Below are 20,614 nucleotides of genomic sequence, written 5' to 3'. Positions count from 1 at the left end.
CATGCTCACCGACGCACAGATCGACGCCATCGCGGCCGAGCTCGCCGAGGCCGACCGCACGCACGCGGTCATTCCGCGCATCACGGCGAGGTACCCGGATGCCACGGTCGACGACTCGTACCGGATCCAGGGCCGCTGGCGCGATACGCAGCTCGCCGCGGGTCGCACCCTCGTGGGGCGCAAAATCGGGCTGACGTCGAAGGCCATGCAGCAGGCGACCGGCATCACCGAGCCCGACTACGGCGTGATGTTCGACGACACCGTGTACCGCTCGGGGGCCGAGATCCCCGTGGATCACTTCTCGAACGTGCGTATCGAGGTCGAACTCGCCTTCGTGCTGAAGAAGCCACTCGAGGGCCCCGACTGCACACTCGACGACGCACTGGCCGCGATCGACTACGCCGTGCCGGCCCTCGAGGTGCTCAACTCGCACATCGAGCTCGAGGGCCGCACGATCGTCGACACCATCAGTGACAACGCGGCCTACGGCGCCATGGTGCTCGGCGAGGTGCACAGGCGCCCCGACGAGATCGACCTGCGGTGGGTGCCGGGCGTGCTCAGCCGCAACGGCGAGATCGAGGAGACCGGGGTCGCGGCCGGTGTCCTCGGCCATCCCGCTACCGGCGTCGCCTGGCTCGCGAACAAGTTCGCCCAGCACGGCGCGCGCCTGGAGGCGGGCGAGATCATCCTGGCAGGATCGTTCACGCGCCCGATGTGGGTGTCGCGGGGCGATGACGTCCTCTGCGACTACGGACCGATGGGAACGATCTCGTGCCGCTTCGTCTGACCCCGACGTTCCGCGCCGCGCTCGCGGCGTCCGATCGACCTCTCGCGGGGATGTGGGTGTGCTCGGGCAGCACCGTCAGCGCCGAGATCGCCGCGGGCTCGGGCCTGGACTGGCTGCTGATCGACATGGAGCACTCCGCCACCTCGCTTGAAACCGTGCTCGCGCTGTTGCAGGTGAGCGCCGCGTACCCGGTGACCCCCGTCGTCCGCGTGCCGTGGAACGACCCGGTCGTCATCAAACAGGTGCTCGACCTCGGCGCGCAGAGCCTCATCGTCCCGATGGTGTCCTCGGCCGACGAGGCCCGCGCCGCGGTCGCCGCCACTCGCTATCCGCCCGCCGGGGTTCGCGGGGTCGGGAGCGCCTTGGCCCGCAGCGCGCGCTGGAACCGGATCGACGGGTACCTCGCCGACGCCGCCGAGCACGTCTCGCTCACCGTGCAGATCGAGACGACCGACGGCGTCGCCGCCGCGGCAGATATCGCCGCCGTCGAGGGGGTGGATGCCGTCTTCGTCGGCCCCTCCGACCTCTCGGCATCCATGGGTCTTCTCGGACAGCAGACGCACCCCGACGTGGTCGCCGCCGTGCACGCCGTGTTCGCCGCGGCCCGGGATGCCGGAACCCCGGTCGGCGTGAACGCGTTCGACCCCGCGGTGGCCGAGGCCTACCTCGACGCGGGCGCCGACTTCGTCGCCGTCGGGGCGGACGTCGCCCTGCTCGCGCGGGCTTCCGAGGCGCTCGCTACGCGGTTCGTCACCGCGCGGGTGGCCTCGGGCGAGCGCGACAGTTACTGACGGCTCCCCCGCGCGAGGCTAGGGAACGCGAGACGCACCCAGCGCCACGAGTTCCGCCCGGGTCGCGACCCCGGCTTTGCGCAGCAGGTTGGACACGTGGAACTTCACGGTGTTCTCGCTGATCCCCAACTGCGTCGCGATGGCGCGGTTGCGCGAGCCGACGATGACGAGCGTGAGCACTTCTCGCTCTCGCGGGCTCAGATCCACCGCGTCGTCGAGGAACTCGGGGCGCGCCGGCGGGTCGAGAGGAAGCCGCACCGATACCTCCGAGCCCCACCCGGGCGTCGAGGCGACGTCGAAGGCCCCGTTCAGCGCGCTCACCCGTTCGACGATCGGGCGCAGCGAATCGTCGTGCGCGGTCAGCCGCCCCTCGCCGTCGTCGCGGATACCGATGAGCAGGTTCAGGCCGTCGCAATCCCACTGGATGCGCACGCGGTGCGGCGCTCCACGGTCGAGCAGGGCCAGTACCGCGCTGCGGACGATCGCGCGCGCTTCGTGCGCGACCTCACCGGGAAGGGCGCGCCCGGTGGTCGGCGGCTCGACGAACTGCACGTCGAGGTCGCCGTGGCGCACGAGCGGACGCAGGTCGCTGCGTAGGCGCGCGAAGGCACCGGTGACCGGCTCGAGCAGAACGCCGTGCTGCTGGTCGGTCGAGGTGCGCAGCACCACCAGAGCCGCGGCCGCGGTCTCGGTGGCGAGGGTCCGGGCCGCGCGGTCGTCGAGGCGCGATGAGCGCAGGACCGCGAGCACGGACTCGAGCGTGACCGCGTGCCGATCGGCCTGTTCGGCGACGATGCGTTCGTGCTCGGTGACGAGCGCGCGGGATGCCGGGGAGGCGAGGGCGGGTACGGACGTCACGTGTTCAACCTAGACCACGGCGTGCACCTACCCATTCGGGTAGGTGGCCCCCTGCGGTCGACCGGCCCGTGCGGCGTCCGCACCGGCGCAGCATGGGGTCATGATGTCCCGCGACGACGCCACCGTCGATTCCTCCCTCTCGCGCATCGCCGGGGAGCTGGCATCCGTCGTCGATCGTCTCGTCTCGGAGCCCGGTGACCTCGACGGCGTGCTCGACGTGCTCACAGAGGTCGATCGTGTCTTCGTCCTCGGCGCGGGGCGCTCGGGCCTCGCGCTGCGCATGACGGCGATGCGCCTGATGCACCTCGGCCTCGAGGTGCACGTCGTCGGCGAGACCACGACACCCGCGATCGGCGCGAAGGACGCCCTGCTGACCGCCAGCGGCTCGGGCACCACCGGAGGCATCGTCCGCGCGGCAGAGACCGCGGCCGATGTCGGCGCCCGCGTCGTCGCGATCACCACCGCGCCCGACTCGCCGCTGGGGCGCGCCGCCGACGCCCTCGTCACCGTTCCCGCTGCCGCCAAGCTCGACCGCTCCGAGGCCGCCTCGACCCAGTACGCGGGCAGCCTCTTCGAGCAGGCCGTCGTGCTCGTGGGAGACGCGATCTTCGACGCCCTCTGGCACCGCTCGGGCCTCTCGGCCGATGAGATCTGGCCGCGCCACGCCAACCTCGAATGACCCACCCCGCAGAGAAGAAGGACCCCCTCATGAAGCTGCAGTTCGCCATGGACACCCTGTCCACCGAAGCCGCCCTCGACCTCGCCGCCGCCGCGGCGCCGCACGTCGACATCCTCGAGCTCGGCACCCCGCTCATCAAGAGCGAGGGCCTCTCCGCCATCACCGCGATCAAGCGCGCGCACCCCGACAAGATCGTCTTCGCCGACCTCAAGACGATGGATGCCGGCGAGCTCGAGGCCGACATCGCCTTCAGCGCCGGTGCCGACCTCGTCACCGTCCTCGGTTCGGCCGGCGACAGCACGATCGCCGGCGCCGTCAAGGCCGCCAAGAAGCACGGCAAGGGCGTGGTCGTCGACCTCATCGGCGTCGCCGACAAGCCCGCCCGCGCCAAGGAGGTCGTGGCCCTCGGCGCCGAGTTCGTCGAGATGCACGCCGGCCTCGACGAGCAGGCCGAGGAAGGCTTCACCTTCAGCACGCTGCTGCGCGACGGCGAGGCGGCCGGTGTGCCGTTCTCCGTCGCCGGAGGCGTCAACACCTCGAGCATCGCCGACGTGCAGAAGTCGGGCGCCCAGGTCGCCGTCGCCGGGAGCGCGATCTACAGCGCCCCCGACGTGGGTGCCGCGGCGGCCGCGCTGCGCGCCGCGATCGTCTGATCGCAGAGCCTCAACGAGAGAGGGACCGGGCCGAAACGGCCCGGTCCCTCTCTGACGTGGAGAGGATCACTCCTCGTCGTCGCCGTCCTCGTCGTCGTCGTCCCCGATGATCTCGATGTCCTCGACCTCGAGCTCGGGGGTGAGCTGCACGTGCACGAGGGCGTCGGGGAACGAGGTCTGCCCGGCGAACACGACGATGATCGCGTCGGCGAAGACGCCCACGCCGATCGCCTCGAGGTCGGTGCGCAGGTCCACATCGGTGTCGAGCTCGTCGTCGTCGAGGGCGTCCTCGATGTCGCTCGAGATCTCCTCGACGATCGCGCGCCAGCGCTCCTCGCCGACCGAGAGCACGTCCTTCAGGTTGCTCATGATCGCGTCGAGATCGGGCTCTTCGTCCTCGTCGAGCTCGGGGTCGAGGTCGACCTCCACCTCGACGCCGGCGGCATCCAGGTGTCCGGAACCGATGACGCTGTCTTCGTCGATCTGGGCGTCTTCGAGCAGGCCGCTCTCGGTGACGCGGCGGAGGAGGTCGTTCAGCACAGACTCAGTCATGAGAAAACCTTGCCACGTCGGTCGCGCTCGCGCCTCCCCATTGCGTGCGACGCTCCGTCTGTTCAACCGGCGGCATGCCGCGGTTCACCATCAGACGGCGGTGGCGCGCTCCGCGGCCTCGACGACGTTGGTCATCAGCAGGGCGACCGTCATGGGGCCGACTCCGCCCGGGTTGGGCGAGACGAAGCCGGCGACCTCGGCGACGTCGGGGTGCACGTCGCCGTACACGCGCGACTTGCCGGTCTCGGGGTCGGTCTCGCGCGTGACGCCCACGTCGAGCACCGCGGCGCCGGGTTTGACGTCGGCGGCGCGCACGATGTGCTTCACGCCCGCGGCAGCGACGATGACGTCGGCCTCACGCAGGTGCTTCGCGAGGTCGGCGGTGCCGGTGTGGGTGAGGGTCACGGTGGCGTTGATCTCACGGCGCGTGAGCAGCAGGCCGATGGAGCGACCGATGGTGACACCTCGACCCACGACGACGACCTCTTTGCCCTTCAGGTCGTAGTCGTTGCGCAGCAGCAGCTCGATGACCCCGCGCGGCGTGCACGGAAGCGGCGTGAGGATCGGCGCGTTGACGTTGAGCACGAGACGCCCGAGGTTGGTGGGGTGCAGGCCGTCGGCATCCTTCGCCGGGTCGATCCGCTCCAGAATCGCGTCGGTGTCGAGGTGCTTCGGCAGCGGCAGCTGCACGATGTAGCCGTGGCAGGCGGGATCGGCGTTGAGGCGGTCGATGACGGCCTCGACCTCTCGCTGCGTCGCCTCGGCGGGCAGCTCCACCTGGATCGAGTTCATGCCGATCGCCTCGGACTGCTTGTGCTTCATGCCGACGTACAGCTGCGAGGCGGGATCCGCGCCCACGAGCACGGTGGCGATGCCGGGCACGATGCCTCGCTCGCGCAGAGCGGCGACACGCTCGGCCAGCTCCGCCTTGATCGCCGCCGACGCGGCCTTTCCGTCGAGAATCGTCGCCGTCATGGCATCCCTCTTCCTGGTTATCGATCGGGGTCGTGCGGGTGAGGTGCCGCACGCATAAACGCTGTCTGGTCGCAGAAACGCGCTCTCCTCGCGTTTATGTGCGCGAATCGCGTTTCTGCGTGGGATGGGGCGGGCGGGCGGGCAGCGATCCGGCGCCGCAGGGACGCCGCGGCGGGTGCCCGGACCGGGGCCATCCGCTGTCACGCATAAACGCTATCCAGTCGCAGAAACGCGTTCTCCCCGCGTTTTCGTGCGCGGATCGCGTTTATGCGTGGAGTGCACGGGCCGGGCTCGGCGCCCCGGGGCGACCGGACGGGGCGGATGCCGAGACCCCGCGCGGACGCGGGTACCGGGCACCGAGACCCCGCGCGGGCGCGGGGGCCGGGCACCGAGACCCCGCGCGGACGCGGGTACCGGGCACCGAGACCCCGCGCGGACGCGGAGACCGGGTACCGGGACGGGGCCGCACGCGCGACGCCCGCCCCGGCCGGGCTCACTGCTGCAGGTCGGGGTAGAGCGGGAAGGCGTCGGCCAGCTTCGCGACGCGTGCGCGCAGGGCCTCGACGTCGGCGCCGGGGATCAACGCGAGCGCGATGATGTCGGCCACCTCGGTGAACTCGGCGTCGCCGAAGCCGCGGGTCGCGAGCGCCGGGGTCCCGATGCGCAGGCCCGACGTCACCATCGGCGGGCGCGGGTCGTTCGGCACGGCGTTGCGGTTCACGGTGATGTGGATGTCGTGCAGCAGGTCTTCGGCCTGCTTGCCGTCGATCTCGGCTTCGCGCAGGTCCACGAGCACGAGGTGCACGTCGGTGCCGCCCGAGCGCACGGCGATGCCGGCGTTCTTGACGTCGTCCTGGGTGAGGCGGTCGGCGAGGATCGAGGCACCGCGCAGGGTGCGCTCCTGGCGCTCCTTGAACTCCGGCGTGAGAGCCAGCTTGAACGCCGTCGCCTTGGCGGCGATGACGTGCATGAGCGGACCGCCCTGCTGGCCGGGGAAGACCGCGGTGTTGATCTTCTTGGCGAGGTCGGCGTCGTTGGTCAGGATGAGGCCCGAGCGGGGACCACCGATCGTCTTGTGCACGGTGGTCGACACGACGTGCGCGTGCGGGATGGGTGAGGGGTGCACGCCCGCGGCGACGAGGCCGGCGAAGTGCGCCATGTCGACCCAGAGAAGGGCCCCGACCTCGTCGGCGATCGCGCGGAAGGCGGCGAAGTCGAGCTGGCGCGGGTAGGCCGACCAGCCGGCGATGATGACCTTCGGCTTGTGCTCGAGGGCGAGGCGGCGCACCTCGTCCATGTCGATGATGCTGGTCTCGGGGTCGACGCCGTAGGCGACGATGTCGTACAGGCGGCCCGAGAAGTTGATCTTCATGCCGTGGGTCAGGTGACCGCCCTGGTCGAGGGCGAGACCGAGCAGCGTGTCGCCGGGGCGGGCGATCGCGTGCAGCACGGCGGCGTTGGCCGACGCACCGGAGTGCGGCTGGACGTTGGCGAACTCGGCGCCGAACAGGGTCTTCGCCCGCTCGATCGCGAGCGACTCGGCGACGTCGACCTCTTCGCAACCGCCGTAGTATCGGCGACCGGGGTAGCCCTCGGCGTACTTGTTCGTCAGCACCGAGCCCTGCGACTGCAGCACCGAGACGGGAACGAAGTTCTCGGACGCGATCATCTCGAGGAAGCCGCGCTGGCGGTTGAGCTCGCGCTCGAGGACCTCGGCGATCTCGGGGTCGACCTCCGAGAGAGGGGCGTTGAAGTACGGATCGGTCATGCGATCTCCTTGACGATGGTTCCGGATGCCGCGGGCTCGGCGAGCCCGCGTAGATACCGCACCGACCCAGGCGTGCGGTCGAATACCGTCAAGCGGTCGCTCCCCGGTGGTTCCCCACCTCAACGCCAGTCGCGACGGTGCCACTTTAGCGGGTAAACCCGCCGCCGCCCCACGCATCTCGGCATCCACCGTTCCTCCACAGGGAGATCTCGGAGCGCGCGGTCCACTCGACGCCGAGGCATCGCGGATGCCGGGCTCCGAGGCCCGCGTAAAATGGCGGAGTGACCGACTCCCGCAACGTCCGCGCCCAGGCGCCTCTCGCTCCCGGCATGCGCCCCCGGCCGTCGGCGCTGGAGATCGGCAGTGTCATCTGCGGCCTGTTCGCCTTCGTGACCCTCGCCATCTGGGGCTTCCTGGCGTGGCCGTTCCCGTGGAACATCGTCGCCGGCATCGGCGCCCCGGCCCTGGCGATCCTGGTGTGGGCGCTGTTCGTCTCACCGCGGGCCGTGCTCGCCGTGCACCCCTTCGTGCGCGCGCTCGTCGAGCTGTTCGTCTACGCCGCCGCCACCGTCGCCTGGTGGAGCATGGGTCAAGCCTGGATCGGCCTGGTCTTCGCGATCGTCGCCGTCGTCCTCGGCGCGCTGAACGGGCGACGGCGCCTGGCATGACCGCCGAGGTCGTCGCGCTGCTCCGGGCCGAGCTCGGCGCGCGCGTCGACACGGACCCCGCCGCCCTCGAGGCGGCTCGCGCCGACAAGTCGGGGCACGCGGCCGAGGGCCTCCCGCTCGCCGTCGTGCACGCGGCATCCGTCGCCGATGTCCAGGCGGTGATGCGGATCGCCACCGCCACCCGCACCCCCGTCGTCCCCCGCGGAGCCGGCACCGGACTCGCGGGCGGAGCGAACACCGGCGGCGGCGAGATCAGCCTCTCGGTGCGCGGAATGGACCGTGTGCTCGAGGTCCGCCCCGACGACCTCCTGGCCGTGGTCGAACCCGGCATCCTGAACGCCGAGCTCAACACGCGACTGGAACCGCACGGCGTGTGGTGGGCACCCGATCCGGCGAGCCGCGAGATCTCGACCGTCGGCGGCAACATCGCCACCGGCGCCGGCGGACTCCTGTGCGCCAAGTACGGCGTCGTGCGCGATGCGGTGCTCGGCGTCGACGTCGTCCTCGCCGACGGACGCCTCATGCGTTTCGGTCACCGCAGCGTCAAGGGCGTGACCGGCCTCGACCTCACCTCGCTCGTCATCGGCTCGGAGGGGACCCTCGGGGTCGTCGTGGGCGCCACTCTCAAGCTCCGCCGCCTCGTCGAGGGCGAACGCGTCACTCTCACCGCGCTGTTCGACGGTGTCCGCGCCGCCGCCGTCGCGTCCGCCGCGGTCACGGCCTCGGGAGTGCAGCCCGCGATCATGGAGTTGATGGATGCCACCAGCCTCGCCGCCGCGCATCGCCTGCTGTCCCTGCCCGCTCCTCCCGAGGGCGCCGCGCAGCTGACCATCCAGACCGACGGCCCGGTCGCCGCCGACGAGGCGGCCGAGATCGCCGAGGTTCTCCGCGAGGCGGGCGGCGCCGTCGCCGTGGCGGCGGACGCCGCCGAGGGCGAGGCGCTCCTGGCCGTCCGCCGCGCCATGCACCCCGCGATGGAGACGCTCGGCACCACCCTCATCGAAGACGTTTCGGTGCCGCGCAGCGCTCTGCCCGACATGTTCGACGAGATCGCGCGGATCGAACGGCAGTTCGGTCTGGTCATTCCCGCGGTCGCGCACGCCGGCGACGGCAACCTGCACCCGAACTTCGTGTTCGAGGGTCCCGAGGTGCCGCCGGTGGTCTGGGAGGCGGCCGAGGAACTGTTCCGCGCCGCACTCGCGCTCGGCGGAACCCTCACCGGCGAGCACGGGATCGGCGTGCTGAAGCGTCGCTGGTTGATCGACGAGCTCGGCGACGACCAGTGGGCCCTGCAGCGCGACATCGCGCGAGTGTTCGACCCGCTCGGCATCCTGAACCCGGGGAAGGTCTTCAGCGTCTGACCTCCGCCTGGTGCGCAGGCGACGTGATCAGACCGTGATATTGCTCAAGGCGTATCCGCAAGATCCGCTCGTAGCATAAGAAGACTGACTATCGGGGGGTTTGACTCATGACCGACGGCGCACCTGGCACCGACGGCGCAACCTACGCCTGGGCACCGCCCGAGCCGACGAAGCGCAAGAACCGTTCCGGCCTGTGGATCGGCATCCCCGCCGGTGCAACGGCCGTGGCTCTCATCGCCGCCTCCCTCGTGCTGATCGCGCCGGGTGCCTCGGTCGCGGGTGTGCAGATCGGTGGTCTCACCGCCGGTGCCGCGGCCCAGGCCATCTCGAACCGCCTCGCCGAGACCACGGTCACCGTCGACTCCCCCGCCGGCGCCGTCACCGTCACCGGTGCCGACCTCGGCGCGACCGTCGACGCGGCGGCCCTCGCCGACAAGGCCTTCTCCGACAACCCGATGTGGAAGCCCGCTTCGTGGTTCCCCGAGGGCACCGGGGTGCAGGTGCAGGTGAATGCCGACCAAGCCGCGACCGCACTGAAGAACCGCGCGCCCGGCACCTACCGCGCCCCCGTCGACGCGACCATCGCGTACGACGCCGGCTCGCAGGCGTACGTGACCACTCCCGCCGAAGCGGGAGAGGGCATCGACGTCGCCGCCGTGATCTCGGCGCTGCAGTCGGCTTTCGACGCCGGCCAGCCCGCCACCACCGTCGACGCCACCCTCGTCCCCGTCGATGCCCCCGTATCGACCGACGAGGCGAACGCCGCCGTGGCCACGCTCAACGGCATCCTCGACTCGGCCGGCTTCTACGTCGGCGAAGAGCGCACCGTCCCCGTCGACCGCGCGACCGCCGCATCGTGGCTCACCGTCACCCCCGACGGCAAGGGCGACTTCGCCATCTCGGCCGACGCCGCCGCGATCCAGTCCGCCGTCGCCGGCCTGCCCGGTGCGGTCGACCGCGCCCCCGTCAACGCCGACGTGATCGTCGACACCGGCGGAGAGGTCATCAAGGCGCTCACCGAGGGCCAGACCGGTCGCACGCTCGGCGACACCAGCGGTGTGGCCGCGGCCTTCGCGAAGCAGCTCGCCGAGGGCAACGGGCGTTACGCCCTCCCCGTCACCGAGACGGCCTTCGACACCACCAAGACCGAGCGCCGGATCGACGTCAACCTGAGCACGCAGACCACGACGCTCTGGCAGAACGGCCAGGTGTACCGCACGTACACGATCTCGTCGGGCGCGGGCGACCACGCCACCCACACCGGTAACTTCCGCATCGGCTGGAAGACCGCGATGCAGGACATGGGCTGCGTTCCCGGCTACGACTACTGCACCAAGGACGTCCCCTGGGTGGCCTACTTCAACGGTGACGAGGGCTTCCACGGCACCTACTGGCACAACAACTTCGGGACACCGATGAGCCACGGCTGCATCAACATGACGATCCCGCAGGCCAAGGAGCTGTACGACTGGGCCTACCGCGGTACCGAGGTCTCGGTCCACTACTGAGCCCGGGTCTTCGAGGGGGTGGATGCCATCGGCATCCGCCCCCTCTTCCGTTTCCGTGGCCCTTGCCGGCGTCTCGCGGAGCGTGGGCAACCGTGAAGTGCTGTTCGGGCTCTCGTCCGGTCTCCTCCGTAAACGCGAAAGGGGCGGATGCCATCGGCATCCGCCCCTTTCGGGTTCCGGCTCAGCGCAGGGCGTCGACCACCGCGTTCAGCGTGGCCGAGGGGCGCATGACCTTCTCGACGAGCTCCGTGTTCGGGCGGTAGTACCCGCCGATCTCGGCGTGGTGCCCCTGGACGGCGTTCAGCTCGGCGACGATCGTCTCCTCCGAGGCTTCCAGCTTCTCGGCGACCGGGGCGAACACCTCGGCGAGGGCGGCGTCCGTCGACTGCTTCGCCAGCTCCTGCGCCCAGTACAGGGCGAGGTAGAAGTGGCTTCCGCGGTTGTCGATCGTGCCGAGGGCACGGCCGGGCGACTTGTCGTTCTCGAGGAACGTGCCGGTCGCCGCGTCCAGCGTCTGCGCGAGCACGCGCGCGCGCTCGTTGCCCGTCGTGTCGGCGAGGTGCTCGAGCGAGGCCGCGAGTGCGAAGAACTCGCCCAGCGAGTCCCAGCGGAGGTAGTCCTCTTCCACGAGCTGCTGCACGTGCTTCGGGGCCGAACCGCCCGCACCGGTCTCGAACAGGCCGCCGCCCGCGAGCAGGGGGACGATCGAGAGCATCTTGGCGCTCGTACCCACCTCGAGGATCGGGAACAGGTCGGTCAGGTAGTCGCGCAGCACGTTGCCGGTGACCGAGATCGTGTCCTCGCCGCGGCGGATGCGCTCGAGCGAGTACGTCGTGGCCGCAGCGGGGGCGAGGATCTCGATCGTGAGGCCCTCGGTGTCGTGGTCGGCGAGGTACTCGTTGACCTTGGCGATGAGGTTGCGGTCGTGCGCGCGGGTCTCGTCGAGCCAGAACACGGCCGGAACCCCGGTCGCGCGCGCGCGGGTGACGGCGAGCTTCACCCAGTCGCGGACCGCGACGTCTTTGGTCTGGGTCGCGCGCCAGATGTCACCGGTGTTCACCTCGTGCTCGAGCAGCACGTCGCCGTTCGAGGCGACGACCTGCACGCGACCGGGCGCGGGGATCTCGAACGTCTTGTCGTGGCTGCCGTACTCCTCGGCGGCCTGCGCCATCAGACCGACGTTCGGCACCGAGCCGATCGTGGCGGGGTCGAGCGGACCGTTCGCAATGACGTCCTCGATGGTGGCCTGATACACACCGGCGTACGAGGAGTCGGGGATGACGGCCAGAGTGTCGTCCTCTCCCCCGTCGGCGCCCCACAGCTTGCCGCCATTGCGGATCAGCGCCGGCATGGAGGCGTCGACGATCACGTCGCTCGGCACGTGCAGGTTGGTGATGCCCTTGTCGCTGTTGACGTACGACAGGCGGGGGCCGGATGCCAGCGCATCGCGGATCTCGGAGGCGATGGCGTCGCCGCCCTCGACGTTCGACAGACCCGAGAGGATCGAGCCGAGACCGTCATTGGGGGTGAGGCCCGCGGCGGCGAGAGCATCACCGTGGCGGTCGAACACGTCGGCGAAGAACGCCTTGACGACGTGACCGAAGATGATCGGGTCGCTGACCTTCATCATCGTGGCCTTGAGGTGCACGGAATAGAGCACGTCGTCGGACTTCGCTTCGGCCAACGTGTCGGCGAGGAAAGCGTCGAGCGCCGCGGCCGAGAGGAAGGTGGCATCCACGATCTCGCCCTGGAGGACCTTCAGGCCCTCTTTGAGCGTCTTGGTGGCGCCGTCGGCCGCCACGTGCTGGATCGTGAGCACGTCGTCGTCGGCGAGGACGACCGACTTCTCGTTCGAGCGGAAGTCGTCGTGACCGAGGGTCGCGACGCGGGTCTTCGAGCCCTCGGCGAACGCCTTGTTGCGGTGCGGGTGCTTCTTCGCGTAGTTCTTCACCGCGAGCGGCGCGCGACGGTCGCTGTTGCCCTCGCGCAGCACGGGGTTCACGGCGGATCCCTTGATGCGGTCGTAGCGGGCGCGCACGTCCCTGTCTTCGACGCTCGACGCCTCGTCCGGGTAGTCCGGGATGTCGTAGCCCTGCGACTGGAGCTCGGCGATGGCCGCCTTCAGCTGCGGGATGGATGCCGAGATGTTGGGCAGCTTGATGATGTTCGCCTCGGGGAGCGTCGCGAGACCGCCCAGCTCGGCCAGCGCGTCGCCGACCTGCTGCTCGGGGGTGAGGCGCTGCGGGAAGGCCGCGAGGATGCGGCCGGCGAGCGAGATGTCGCGGGTCTCGACGTCGACACCCGCCTGCTTCGTGACGGCCTGCACGATGGGCAGGAACGACGCGGTGGCAAGTGCCGGCGCCTCGTCGGTGTACGTGTAGATGATGGTGGAATCGGGCACGTCAGATCTCTCCGTAGAGGCGGCCAGGGTTGTGTTTCAGCCTATCGCACGTGGGCAAAGTCTCTTGATATCGAGATAGTTCACGGATGATCCCCACCCCGCGGGAAGCCGCATCTCAGGCGCGGATGCCGTGTTCTCGAGCGGTCTTCGGGTGCGCCAGGGTGTCACGGGTGAGATCCGCAACGCGCATCCATCCGGGCCCGTCGACGCGGATACCGCCGGCGACGAGGGCGTCGATCGCGGCGTCCACTTCCCGCGAGATCTCGTCGGAGAGCTGGCTGCCGACCACCATCGAGACGATGATGCGCCACCGCCGGCCCTCGGGCCGCGACGTGACGACAACCACCGCCTTCAGCGAGAGGGGCCCGATGCGCGAGACGAACAACGACAGCCCGGTGTTGTCGAGGAGCGCCTCGCTCACCACGTCGCCGCGTTCCCACACGTCGAGACTCTCGCCCGTCTGCGCGGTCTTCGCCGCGCTCGCGCGTTCGGGAGCCGGATGCAGGTGCGCGCGTCGCAGCGCCTCTCGGATCGCGGCGACGGCGGCATCTTGCGCCTCCTGCGGCACATGGACGACGCACGCGCGAGCGATCTTCCATCGACCGGTCGGCCCCTCTTCGGCGCGAGGCGGGCGGTCGGGCGGGGATGCGGCAGGCATCGCCCCAGCGTAGAAGGCGGGCGCAGCGAGGGGACAGGAGGCTCCCTCGACGCATGCGGGGGCATGAGCTCTTGGGGGCGCGGTGGCGGCGCGCTAGCCTGGGCCCATGGCTGACCTGCGTCTCGTCGAACTGTCCGCCGCCACGATCGTGGCGGTGAACACCCTCTCGCTCAAGCCCGGGCAGGAGCAGTTCCTCGCTCCGGTCAGCTACGGCATCGCCGCGACCGTCAGCAACCCGCAGACCTCGTGGCAGCGCGTCGTGCTCGACGCCGACGAGGTCGTGGGCTTCGTCAGCGCCAACTTCGACCCCGAAGCACCCGAGGAGCACTTCCGCTCCGTGCTGTGGCGCATCAACGTCGACGCCGACGAGCAGGGCCGCGGCGTCGGCAGCTTCGCCATCGCCGCCGTGCTCGAAGAGGCCCGCGGTCGCGGAATGGATCACGTCGACGTCATCTACGAGCCCGGTGTCGGCGGACCCGAGGCCTTCTTCCAGCGCGTGGGCTTCGAGCCCGTCGGCGAGACGGAGTACGGCGAGATCGTCGCCCGCGTGAACGTCTGACGGCGGTCGCACCCGCTTTCGTGCGCGGCGCCACCCTTGCCGCGCGAGCGACCCCGGTGGTGGCACGCAGAACCGGAGAATCGCACCGCGATCGGATCGGCGGGGACGCGGCATCCGATGTCGGCGCGGTTCTCCGCTCACGGTCAGCACGTCTGAATCGCCGGCTCAGCCGACGGAACAGACGGCAGAAGCACCGGATGCCACGCCCCCGAGGGAACGTGGCATCCGGTGTGCGGAGTCAGACCAGAGACTCCCGCCATGCCGCGTGAAGCTGGGCGAACTTGCCCGTGCCGGCGATGAGGGCGTCGGGAGTGTCGTCCTCGATGATGCGGCCGTGCTCCATGACCAGGACGCGGTCGGCGATCGCCACCGTGGACAGGCGGTGGGCGATGATGATGGCCGTGCGGTCAGCGAGAAGCGTCTGCAGGGCGTTCTGGATCTGACGCTCGCTGGGGATGTCGAGCGAGGCGGTGGCCTCGTCGAGGATCAGCACGGCCGGGTCGGCGAGGAACGCGCGCGCGAACGAGATCAGCTGACGCTGACCCGCCGAGACGCGGCCACCGCGCTTGTTCACGTCGGTGTCATAACCGTCGGGCAGCTTCGAGATGAAGGCGTCGGCGCCCACAGCGCGGGCGGCGGCGCGGATCTCGTCCATCGTGGCGTCGGGCTTGCCGAGCGCGATGTTGTCAGCGACCGTCCCGCTGAACAGGTACGCCTCCTGTGTGACCATCACGATCGCTCGGCGGAGATCCTTCGGGTGCAGGCGACGCAGGTCGACGTCATCGAGGGTCACCGAACCCTTCGTCGGGTCGTAGAAGCGCGAGATGAGCTTGGCGAGCGTCGTCTTGCCGGCGCCGGTGGTCCCGACCAGGGCGATCGTCTGCCCCGCGGGGATGTCGAGCGTGAACTCCGGCAGGATGACGCGGCCCTCGGTGTAACCGAAGGTGACCTCGTCGAAGCGGACGTGCCCGCGGGCACTCCACAGGTCTACGGGGTCGATCGGGTCGGGAACCGTCGGCTCCTCCTCGAGTACGCCCGACACCTTCTCGAGCGCAGCCGTGGCGGATTGATAGGAGTTCAGGAAGAACGCGACCTCCTGCAGCGGCGAGAAGAAGTTGCGCACGTAGAGGACCGCCGCCGTGAGGACACCGATCTCGAGCGGCCCCGCGATCACTCGTCCACCGCCCCACAGCAGCACGACCGCCACCGAGACCGCCGCCACCGCCATGATGCCCGGCTCGAACGTTCCGAAGAGTCTGATGGAGCGCATGTTGACGTCGCGATAGTCGGCCGCGAGCTTGCCGAACTCCTGGTCGTTGCGGGGTTCTTTTCGGAACGCCTTGACGGCGCGGATGCCGGTCATGGACTCGACGAACTTCACGATCACCTGCGCGCTGATGACGCGCGACTCACGGTAGATGACCTGCGAGCGCGAGTAGAACCACCGCATGAGCAGGTACATCGGGATGCCCATGACGGTCAGGATCAGGCCCGACTGCCAGTCGATGAGGAACAGAGCGCCGAGGGTGAAAAGTCCGTAGAGGACACCCGAGACGAGCTCGTTCAGACCGCCGTCGAGCAGCTCGCGGATGGTGTCGAGATCGCTCGTCTGACGCGAGATGATGCGGCCCGACGTGTACGACTCGTGGAACTCGAGGCTGAGCTTCTGCGTGTGCAGGAAGATGCGCTTGCGGAGGTCGAGCATGACGGCCTGCGTCAGACGCGCAGCGACGACGACGTACCACCCGATCAGGACGGCGCCGCCGATCCCCGCGAGCAGGTACACGCCGACGACGCCGATGGTCGGCATCCAATCCGATCGCTCGATGACGGCCGGCAGGGCGTTGTCGATGCCGAACGCGATGAGGGCGGGACCGGCGACGCGGAGCGCCGTCGATACGACGAGCACGGCGCCGGCGAGGACGAGCTGCCAGCGCAGGGGCGAGACGAGCGAACCGAGAAGGCGCAGCGAACGCTGGCGGATGGAGCGGCTCTCGTCGCGCGTGTAGTCGGAGCGGTCCTCGCCGCTGGTCCCGGAGACGGTGGCGGTGCTCATCGGGTCGCCTCCTTTCCGGCGAAGGAATCATCGTCGATGACGGGGATCGCCCCCGTTCGCGCTTCGCGCTCAGCCTCTTCGAGGCTCGAGATCACGTAGCGGTAGTGGTCGCTCTGCCGGAGCAGGTCGGAGTGCGTGCCGACTGCGGTGATACGCCCCTCCTCCAGAAGGGCGACGCGGTCGGCGAGGGTGACCGTCGAGGGCCGGTGGGCCACGATCAGGGCGGTCGTCTCGCTGAGCACCTCGCGAAGGGCATCCTCGACGAGCGCCTCGGTGTCGACGTCGAGCGCCGAGAGAGGGTCGTCGAGAACGAGCACGGCCGGGCGGGCGGCGACGGCACGCGCAAGGGCGAGACGCTGACGCTGGCCACCGGAGAGGCTGAGCCCTTCCTCCCCGATGACGGTGTCGAGGCCGTCGGGCAGATCGTACACGAAGTGGGCCTGGGCCACCTGCAGCGCCTCGCGCAGGATCTCTTCGGCCTCGTCGGACCCGGGCGTGAGGTCCTCCCTACCAAGCAGCACGTTGTCGCGCACGGTCTGCGAGAACAGCGTGGCGTCTTCGAATGCCATGCCCACGTGCCGGCGCAGCTCCGCGAGGGTGAGATCGCGCACATCGACACCGTCGATCAGCACGCGACCGCCGGTGACGTCGTAGAGGCGGCCGGGAAGCGTCGTGAGCGTGGTCTTGCCCGAGCCGGTCAGACCGACGAGGGCCATGGTCTCGCCCGGGTGCAGCACCAGGTCGACGCCGTCGAGCAGGTCGCGCTCGGCGTCCGCGGCATCCTGGTAACGGAAGTGGGCGCTCTCGAACGCCAGCTCTCCGCGAGGCTGCGCGATGGTGCGCGGGTTCTCAGGGTCGACGATCGTGTTCTGCTCGTCGAACACCTCGAAGATGCGATCGGTCGCCGTCCGCGCGTCGAGCAGGAAAGAGAAGAGAAAGCCGATCGATTCCATCGGCCAGCGCAGCACGGTCGCCATCGCGAAGAACGCGACGAGTTCGGGCACCTGCAGCTGCCCCAGCTGGGTCAGCACGATTCCGGCGCCCAGGCAGACCGCGAAGGCGATGTCGGGAAGCAGCACAAGCCAGAACCAGATCCACCCGACCGCGCGGGCCTTGTCGATCTCGGTCTCGCGCAGCGACTCTGCCTGACGGGTGAACTTCTTCAGGGCATGTGCGCCGCGGCCGAAGGCCTTGAGGACGCGGATGCCGTGAACGCTCTCTTCCACGGAGGTGGCAAGGTCGCCCGCCTGGTCCTGGCTCTGCCGCGTGAGCGCGCCATAGCGCTTCTCGAACCGGAACCCGACGTAGATCACCGGGGCGGAGGTGACGAGGAAGAGCGCGCCGAGCACCCAGTGCCAGCGGAACAGCAGTACGGCGCCGATGGCGATCGTGAGCATGTTGACGACGAGCAGGATGACGCCGAAGGCCAGCCAACGACGGAGCATGCTGATGTCCTGCATCATGCGCGAGAGCAGCTGGCCGGACTGCCACCGGTCGTGGAAGGCGACCGGCAGGCGCTGCAGGCGCGAGTAGAACGACTGGCGCAGGTCGTACTCGACCTTGGTTGCGGGCGCGAGGACGAACCAGCGCCGCAGCCACACCATCGCGGCTTCGGCGAGGCCGAGACCGAGCACGGCGAGGGAACCCCACACCAGGGCGGTGGGGTCGAGGGAGGCGATGGGGCCGGCGACGATCTGCTCGAGCACCAGGGGGATGGCGAGCGCCAGAAGGCTGGCGATGAGCGCGGTGACGGCACCGGCGATGAGGCGCGGGAGTACCGGGCGCGCGATGGGCAGAAGCCGCGCGAGCGCGCGCGGCGTCGAAAGACGGGGCGGATGAGCGGAGGGAGTCATGATCCTCGTGGGGTCGAAGCGGGCGCCGGGATCGGGCGCAGAAAGGGGTGCCGGAGGCGCGACGAAAATCGTCAGTCGGGGCGAAGCGGTGCGTCGAAACGCGAACGCGGAGCCCTAGAGGCGTCGGCCGGGTCGTGAGACGGCGGAGGGCGCGACGACGGCCGGGGCGACGAAGGCGTCGGTCTGGTCCATGGCATCCTCCTTGTTCGATGAAGCTTCCGCGGGGGGACGGCAGCCCTCCAGAATATGTCTGAGAGAACGCTGGAAGCAAGAGTCTCTTCCCCAATTCCCGCCGGTCAGGTCGCCGATTCGCGCGACAGCAGACTCTGCTTCACTCGCGTTCCCCATGCGAAACCCCCCATGGATCCATCCGCGCGCAGGACGCGATGACAGGGAACGAAGAGCGCTACCGCGTTCCGCGCGCAGATGGACGCGGCCGCCCGCACAGCCGTCGGAGACCCGAGCGCTGTGGCGAAGCCCGTGTAGGTGAGGGGCGTCCCGGGGGTGATGGCGCGCAGCGCCTCCCACCCGGCCAGTTGCAGGCGCGTCCCCCGCTGAGAGACGACGACGGAGTCGATCGCACCGATATCGCCCGCGTAGTACGCACGAACAGCATCAGCGGCCGTCGTCGTGCCCCGACGGACGTCGGCTGGACGCTGATCCGGTCGGAGCCGCGCGAGAACGGCGTCGGTGTCATCGGTCCACCCCGACACGATCACCCGGTCGACCTCATCGGCAAGGATCGCGAACGCACCGTCGGGGGTATCGACGAACTGGAGGGTGGCGGCGGTCATGCGGGGTTCTCGCTCTCTGTGACGGAATCGGGTGAGGGGGTCAGGACGACGTCGGCGCGCATGCCCGAGGCTCGCCGACGGGTGGGGGACGCCGCGACTGCGGCCGCCGTCTCGGCCGGTGCGCGCCAGGACTGGGTCACCGGAGCGGCATACCAGTAGTGCGCCATCGCGTAGCTGCGCCAGGGCGCAGATCGCTCCGACCACGCGGTGAAGCCCGCCGGATCGGAGGGGAGCCCGAGGGCTGCCGCACCGGCGCGGGCCGCGACGTCGCCGGGAAGCAGGACATCGGGATCGCCGAGCACGCGCATGCGCACGTAATCGGCTGTCCACGGGCCGATCCCTCGCATCGCCAGCAGCCGCTCGCGCTGCTCCGCGCCGTCGTCGCCGGCGCCGAGCTCGAGGCGGCCGTCGGCCAGCGCTGCCGCCGCCTCGACGATGGCCCGCATGCGCGCCGCGGGCCCGCGAAGGACCTCGAGCCCGTGCTCGGCGATCACCGCCGGCGTGGGGAAGAGAGCGAGCGGCCTCGGGCCGATGGCGGTGGGTTCGCCGAGTTCGGCCGTCAGCCGGCCCTGCATGGTCCGGGCCGACGCCACGCTGATCTGCTGCCCGATCATGGCCCGCAACAGCATCTCGTGGGCGTCGACCGCACCGGGAACCCGCACACCGGGGATCGCCGCCACGGCGGGGGCGAGCTCGGGATGCCGGGCGAGAGCCTCGTCGATCGCGAGGGGGTCGGCGTCGAGGTCGAACAGTCGGCGAACGCGGGCGATGAGCGTGCCGAGGTCGGCCAAGGCCGACAACCGCGCGCGCAACCGGAGCCGACCGTCGTCGGCGAGGCGCACCTCGAACCACGCCGGGCCGCCCGGGAGGCGAGCGACACGCGCGAACGAGCGGTCGCCGCCCTCCTCGACGCCCGGAATCGCATGAGCCCTCATCCACCCGAAAAGGCCGACGGTGTCGATCGGCCCTCGCACCGGCAGGGCGAGGTCGATCTCGCCCGCCGCGGCCTCGACACCCGAGGTGTGGGAGCGTCGCGCACGGAGATCGCGCGGCGGCATCCCGAACACCTCGCCGATGGTCTCGGTGAACTGACGGATGCTCGAGAACCCGGAGGAGAACGCCACGTCGGCCGAGGGGAGGTCGGTCCCCACCAGCAGCGCCCGTGCGGTGTGCGCGCGCTGCGCGCGGGCGAGCGCGAGAGGCCCGGCCCCGAGCTCGGCGGTGAGGAGCCGGGTGAGGTGCCGCGACGAATAGCCGAGGCGCCGCGCGAGCCCCGGAACCCCCTCGCGGTCGACGACGCCGTCGGCGATGAGGCGCATGGCCCGCGCGGCCACGTCCTGGCGGACGTCCCACAGGGGAGAGCCGGGAGCGGCCTCGGGCAGACACCTCTTGCAGGCGCGATAGCCCGCCTCGTGCGCCGCGGCGGAGGTGGCGTAGAAGGTGACGTTCTCTTCCTTCGGCGTGCGCGCAGGACAGCTCGGACGGCAGTAGATGCGCGTCGAACGCACCGCCGTGACGAACTGCCCGTCGAAGCGGCGGTCGCGCGACTGGATCACGCGATAGCGCTCGGCGAAGCCCGCGGGCTCGGAGACGGAAGTGGTCATGGCATCCACCCTGCCATCGACCTCCGACATCGACTGGCGGAAATCGGACACGGCCGTGCGGGCCGGCTCGACCGTCCCCTCCCGGTCGT

18 protein-coding genes and 1 riboswitch are annotated in these 20,614 nt (G+C 70.2%); of the genes, 8 read left to right on the top strand and 10 right to left on the bottom strand.

What is annotated here, in order from left to right; translation table 11 throughout:
• Window position 1: 1 nt before the first annotated feature.
• Window positions 2–787: a fumarylacetoacetate hydrolase family protein gene (locus OVA17_RS09375; protein WP_210072192.1), complete on the top strand. Its 786-nt coding sequence runs from the start codon at window positions 2–4 to the stop codon at window positions 785–787.
• Window positions 772–1,578: an HpcH/HpaI aldolase family protein gene (locus tag OVA17_RS09370; RefSeq protein WP_267786288.1), complete on the top strand. Its 807-nt coding sequence runs from the start codon at window positions 772–774 to the stop codon at window positions 1,576–1,578. The genes OVA17_RS09375 and OVA17_RS09370 overlap by 16 nt, the downstream gene beginning before the upstream one ends.
• A gap of 18 nt (window positions 1,579–1,596) precedes the next feature.
• Here OVA17_RS09370 and OVA17_RS09365 read toward each other — a convergent pair whose 3' ends face one another.
• Complete coding sequence (locus OVA17_RS09365; RefSeq protein WP_210072194.1) at window positions 1,597–2,436, bottom strand: helix-turn-helix transcriptional regulator; 840 nt, start codon at window positions 2,434–2,436, stop codon at window positions 1,597–1,599.
• Window positions 2,437–2,536: 100 nt separating this feature from the next.
• Between OVA17_RS09365 and hxlB the strand changes: the two genes are divergently transcribed.
• Both hxlB and hxlA read left to right on the top strand, forming a co-directional pair.
• Window positions 2,537–3,115, top strand: coding sequence for a 6-phospho-3-hexuloisomerase (hxlB, locus tag OVA17_RS09360; protein WP_267786287.1), 579 nt, complete (start codon window positions 2,537–2,539; stop codon window positions 3,113–3,115).
• Window positions 3,116–3,144: 29 nt separating this feature from the next.
• Window positions 3,145–3,768, top strand: coding sequence for a 3-hexulose-6-phosphate synthase (hxlA, locus tag OVA17_RS09355; RefSeq protein ID WP_210072196.1), 624 nt, complete (start codon window positions 3,145–3,147; stop codon window positions 3,766–3,768).
• Window positions 3,769–3,834: 66 nt separating this feature from the next.
• Here hxlA and OVA17_RS09350 read toward each other — a convergent pair whose 3' ends face one another.
• The 3 genes from OVA17_RS09350 to glyA all read right to left on the bottom strand — a co-directional run bounded on the left by OVA17_RS09350 (window position 3,835) and on the right by glyA (window position 7,063).
• The gene (locus OVA17_RS09350; RefSeq protein ID WP_267786285.1) at window positions 3,835–4,320 is read right to left on the bottom strand and encodes a cytochrome C5; all 486 of its coding nucleotides are present in this window, start codon (window positions 4,318–4,320) and stop codon (window positions 3,835–3,837) included.
• A 90-nt stretch (window positions 4,321–4,410) separates the two neighbouring features.
• The gene (locus OVA17_RS09345) at window positions 4,411–5,295 is read right to left on the bottom strand and encodes a bifunctional methylenetetrahydrofolate dehydrogenase/methenyltetrahydrofolate cyclohydrolase (protein WP_210072198.1); all 885 of its coding nucleotides are present in this window, start codon (window positions 5,293–5,295) and stop codon (window positions 4,411–4,413) included.
• 493 nt (window positions 5,296–5,788) lie between these two features.
• The gene (glyA, locus tag OVA17_RS09340) at window positions 5,789–7,063 is read right to left on the bottom strand and encodes a serine hydroxymethyltransferase (RefSeq protein ID WP_267786284.1); all 1,275 of its coding nucleotides are present in this window, start codon (window positions 7,061–7,063) and stop codon (window positions 5,789–5,791) included.
• 57 nt (window positions 7,064–7,120) lie between these two features.
• Window positions 7,121–7,206, bottom strand: a riboswitch (ZMP/ZTP riboswitch).
• Between the two features lie 138 nt (window positions 7,207–7,344).
• On the opposite strand from glyA, the gene OVA17_RS09335 reads away from it, so the two are divergent.
• The 3 genes from OVA17_RS09335 to OVA17_RS09325 all read left to right on the top strand — a co-directional run bounded on the left by OVA17_RS09335 (window position 7,345) and on the right by OVA17_RS09325 (window position 10,600).
• On the top strand, window positions 7,345–7,731 hold the full coding sequence (locus tag OVA17_RS09335) for a YrdB family protein (protein WP_267786283.1): 387 nt from the start codon (window positions 7,345–7,347) through the stop codon (window positions 7,729–7,731).
• Window positions 7,728–9,092 carry an FAD-binding oxidoreductase gene (locus OVA17_RS09330; RefSeq protein ID WP_267786282.1) on the top strand — a complete coding sequence of 455 codons (1,365 nt, stop codon included), beginning with the start codon at window positions 7,728–7,730 and terminating at the stop codon, window positions 9,090–9,092. The genes OVA17_RS09335 and OVA17_RS09330 overlap by 4 nt, the downstream gene beginning before the upstream one ends.
• A 107-nt stretch (window positions 9,093–9,199) precedes the next feature.
• On the top strand, window positions 9,200–10,600 hold the full coding sequence (locus tag OVA17_RS09325) for a L,D-transpeptidase family protein (RefSeq protein WP_267786281.1): 1,401 nt from the start codon (window positions 9,200–9,202) through the stop codon (window positions 10,598–10,600).
• Window positions 10,601–10,781: 181 nt separating this feature from the next.
• Here the strand turns inward: OVA17_RS09325 and OVA17_RS09320 are convergent, their stop codons facing one another.
• Complete coding sequence (locus tag OVA17_RS09320; protein WP_267786280.1) at window positions 10,782–13,001, bottom strand: NADP-dependent isocitrate dehydrogenase; 2,220 nt, start codon at window positions 12,999–13,001, stop codon at window positions 10,782–10,784.
• A 115-nt stretch (window positions 13,002–13,116) separates the two neighbouring features.
• Window positions 13,117–13,659 (bottom strand): hypothetical protein, encoded by a 543-nt coding sequence (locus OVA17_RS09315; RefSeq protein WP_267786279.1) that lies wholly within the window; start codon window positions 13,657–13,659, stop codon window positions 13,117–13,119.
• Window positions 13,660–13,765: 106 nt separating this feature from the next.
• Here OVA17_RS09315 and OVA17_RS09310 point away from each other — a divergent pair, with 106 nt between their 5' ends.
• Window positions 13,766–14,218 (top strand): GNAT family N-acetyltransferase, encoded by a 453-nt coding sequence (locus OVA17_RS09310; protein WP_210072204.1) that lies wholly within the window; start codon window positions 13,766–13,768, stop codon window positions 14,216–14,218.
• A 238-nt stretch (window positions 14,219–14,456) separates the two neighbouring features.
• Here the strand turns inward: OVA17_RS09310 and OVA17_RS09305 are convergent, their stop codons facing one another.
• The 4 genes from OVA17_RS09305 to OVA17_RS09290 all read right to left on the bottom strand — a co-directional run bounded on the left by OVA17_RS09305 (window position 14,457) and on the right by OVA17_RS09290 (window position 20,525).
• Entirely contained in the window at window positions 14,457–16,274 is a 1,818-nt protein-coding gene (locus OVA17_RS09305; RefSeq protein ID WP_267786278.1) for an ABC transporter ATP-binding protein, read from the bottom strand.
• Window positions 16,271–18,127: an ABC transporter ATP-binding protein gene (locus tag OVA17_RS09300; protein ID WP_267786277.1), complete on the bottom strand. Its 1,857-nt coding sequence runs from the start codon at window positions 18,125–18,127 to the stop codon at window positions 16,271–16,273. The genes OVA17_RS09305 and OVA17_RS09300 overlap by 4 nt, the downstream gene beginning before the upstream one ends.
• Before the next feature lie 296 nt (window positions 18,128–18,423).
• Window positions 18,424–18,921, bottom strand: coding sequence for a methylated-DNA--[protein]-cysteine S-methyltransferase (locus OVA17_RS09295; protein ID WP_267786276.1), 498 nt, complete (start codon window positions 18,919–18,921; stop codon window positions 18,424–18,426).
• The gene (locus tag OVA17_RS09290; RefSeq protein WP_267786275.1) at window positions 18,918–20,525 is read right to left on the bottom strand and encodes an AlkA N-terminal domain-containing protein; all 1,608 of its coding nucleotides are present in this window, start codon (window positions 20,523–20,525) and stop codon (window positions 18,918–18,920) included. The genes OVA17_RS09295 and OVA17_RS09290 overlap by 4 nt, the downstream gene beginning before the upstream one ends.
• Window positions 20,526–20,614 lie beyond the last annotated feature (89 nt).

The organism is Microbacterium sp. SL75 (genome assembly GCF_026625865.1).
Classification (GTDB): Bacteria; Actinomycetota; Actinomycetes; order Actinomycetales; family Microbacteriaceae; genus Microbacterium.
Note: the sequence above shows the minus strand (reverse complement) of the source record. Positions and strands in the feature narration are given on the sequence as shown.

Coding starts and splice junctions, on each gene's coding strand:
- OVA17_RS09375 (WP_210072192.1), top strand. CDS start 2: ATGCTCACCGACGCACAGATCGACGCCATCGCGGCCGAGCTCGCCGAG.
- hxlB (WP_267786287.1), top strand. CDS start 2,537: ATGATGTCCCGCGACGACGCCACCGTCGATTCCTCCCTCTCGCGCATC.
- hxlA (WP_210072196.1), top strand. CDS start 3,145: ATGAAGCTGCAGTTCGCCATGGACACCCTGTCCACCGAAGCCGCCCTC.
- OVA17_RS09350 (WP_267786285.1), bottom strand. CDS start 4,320: ATGACTGAGTCTGTGCTGAACGACCTCCTCCGCCGCGTCACCGAGAGC.
- OVA17_RS09345 (WP_210072198.1), bottom strand. CDS start 5,295: ATGACGGCGACGATTCTCGACGGAAAGGCCGCGTCGGCGGCGATCAAG.
- glyA (WP_267786284.1), bottom strand. CDS start 7,063: ATGACCGATCCGTACTTCAACGCCCCTCTCTCGGAGGTCGACCCCGAG.
- OVA17_RS09330 (WP_267786282.1), top strand. CDS start 7,728: ATGACCGCCGAGGTCGTCGCGCTGCTCCGGGCCGAGCTCGGCGCGCGC.
- OVA17_RS09325 (WP_267786281.1), top strand. CDS start 9,200: ATGACCGACGGCGCACCTGGCACCGACGGCGCAACCTACGCCTGGGCA.
- OVA17_RS09315 (WP_267786279.1), bottom strand. CDS start 13,659: ATGCCTGCCGCATCCCCGCCCGACCGCCCGCCTCGCGCCGAAGAGGGG.
- OVA17_RS09310 (WP_210072204.1), top strand. CDS start 13,766: ATGGCTGACCTGCGTCTCGTCGAACTGTCCGCCGCCACGATCGTGGCG.
- OVA17_RS09305 (WP_267786278.1), bottom strand. CDS start 16,274: ATGAGCACCGCCACCGTCTCCGGGACCAGCGGCGAGGACCGCTCCGAC.
- OVA17_RS09300 (WP_267786277.1), bottom strand. CDS start 18,127: ATGACTCCCTCCGCTCATCCGCCCCGTCTTTCGACGCCGCGCGCGCTC.
- OVA17_RS09295 (WP_267786276.1), bottom strand. CDS start 18,921: ATGACCGCCGCCACCCTCCAGTTCGTCGATACCCCCGACGGTGCGTTC.
- OVA17_RS09290 (WP_267786275.1), bottom strand. CDS start 20,525: ATGACCACTTCCGTCTCCGAGCCCGCGGGCTTCGCCGAGCGCTATCGC.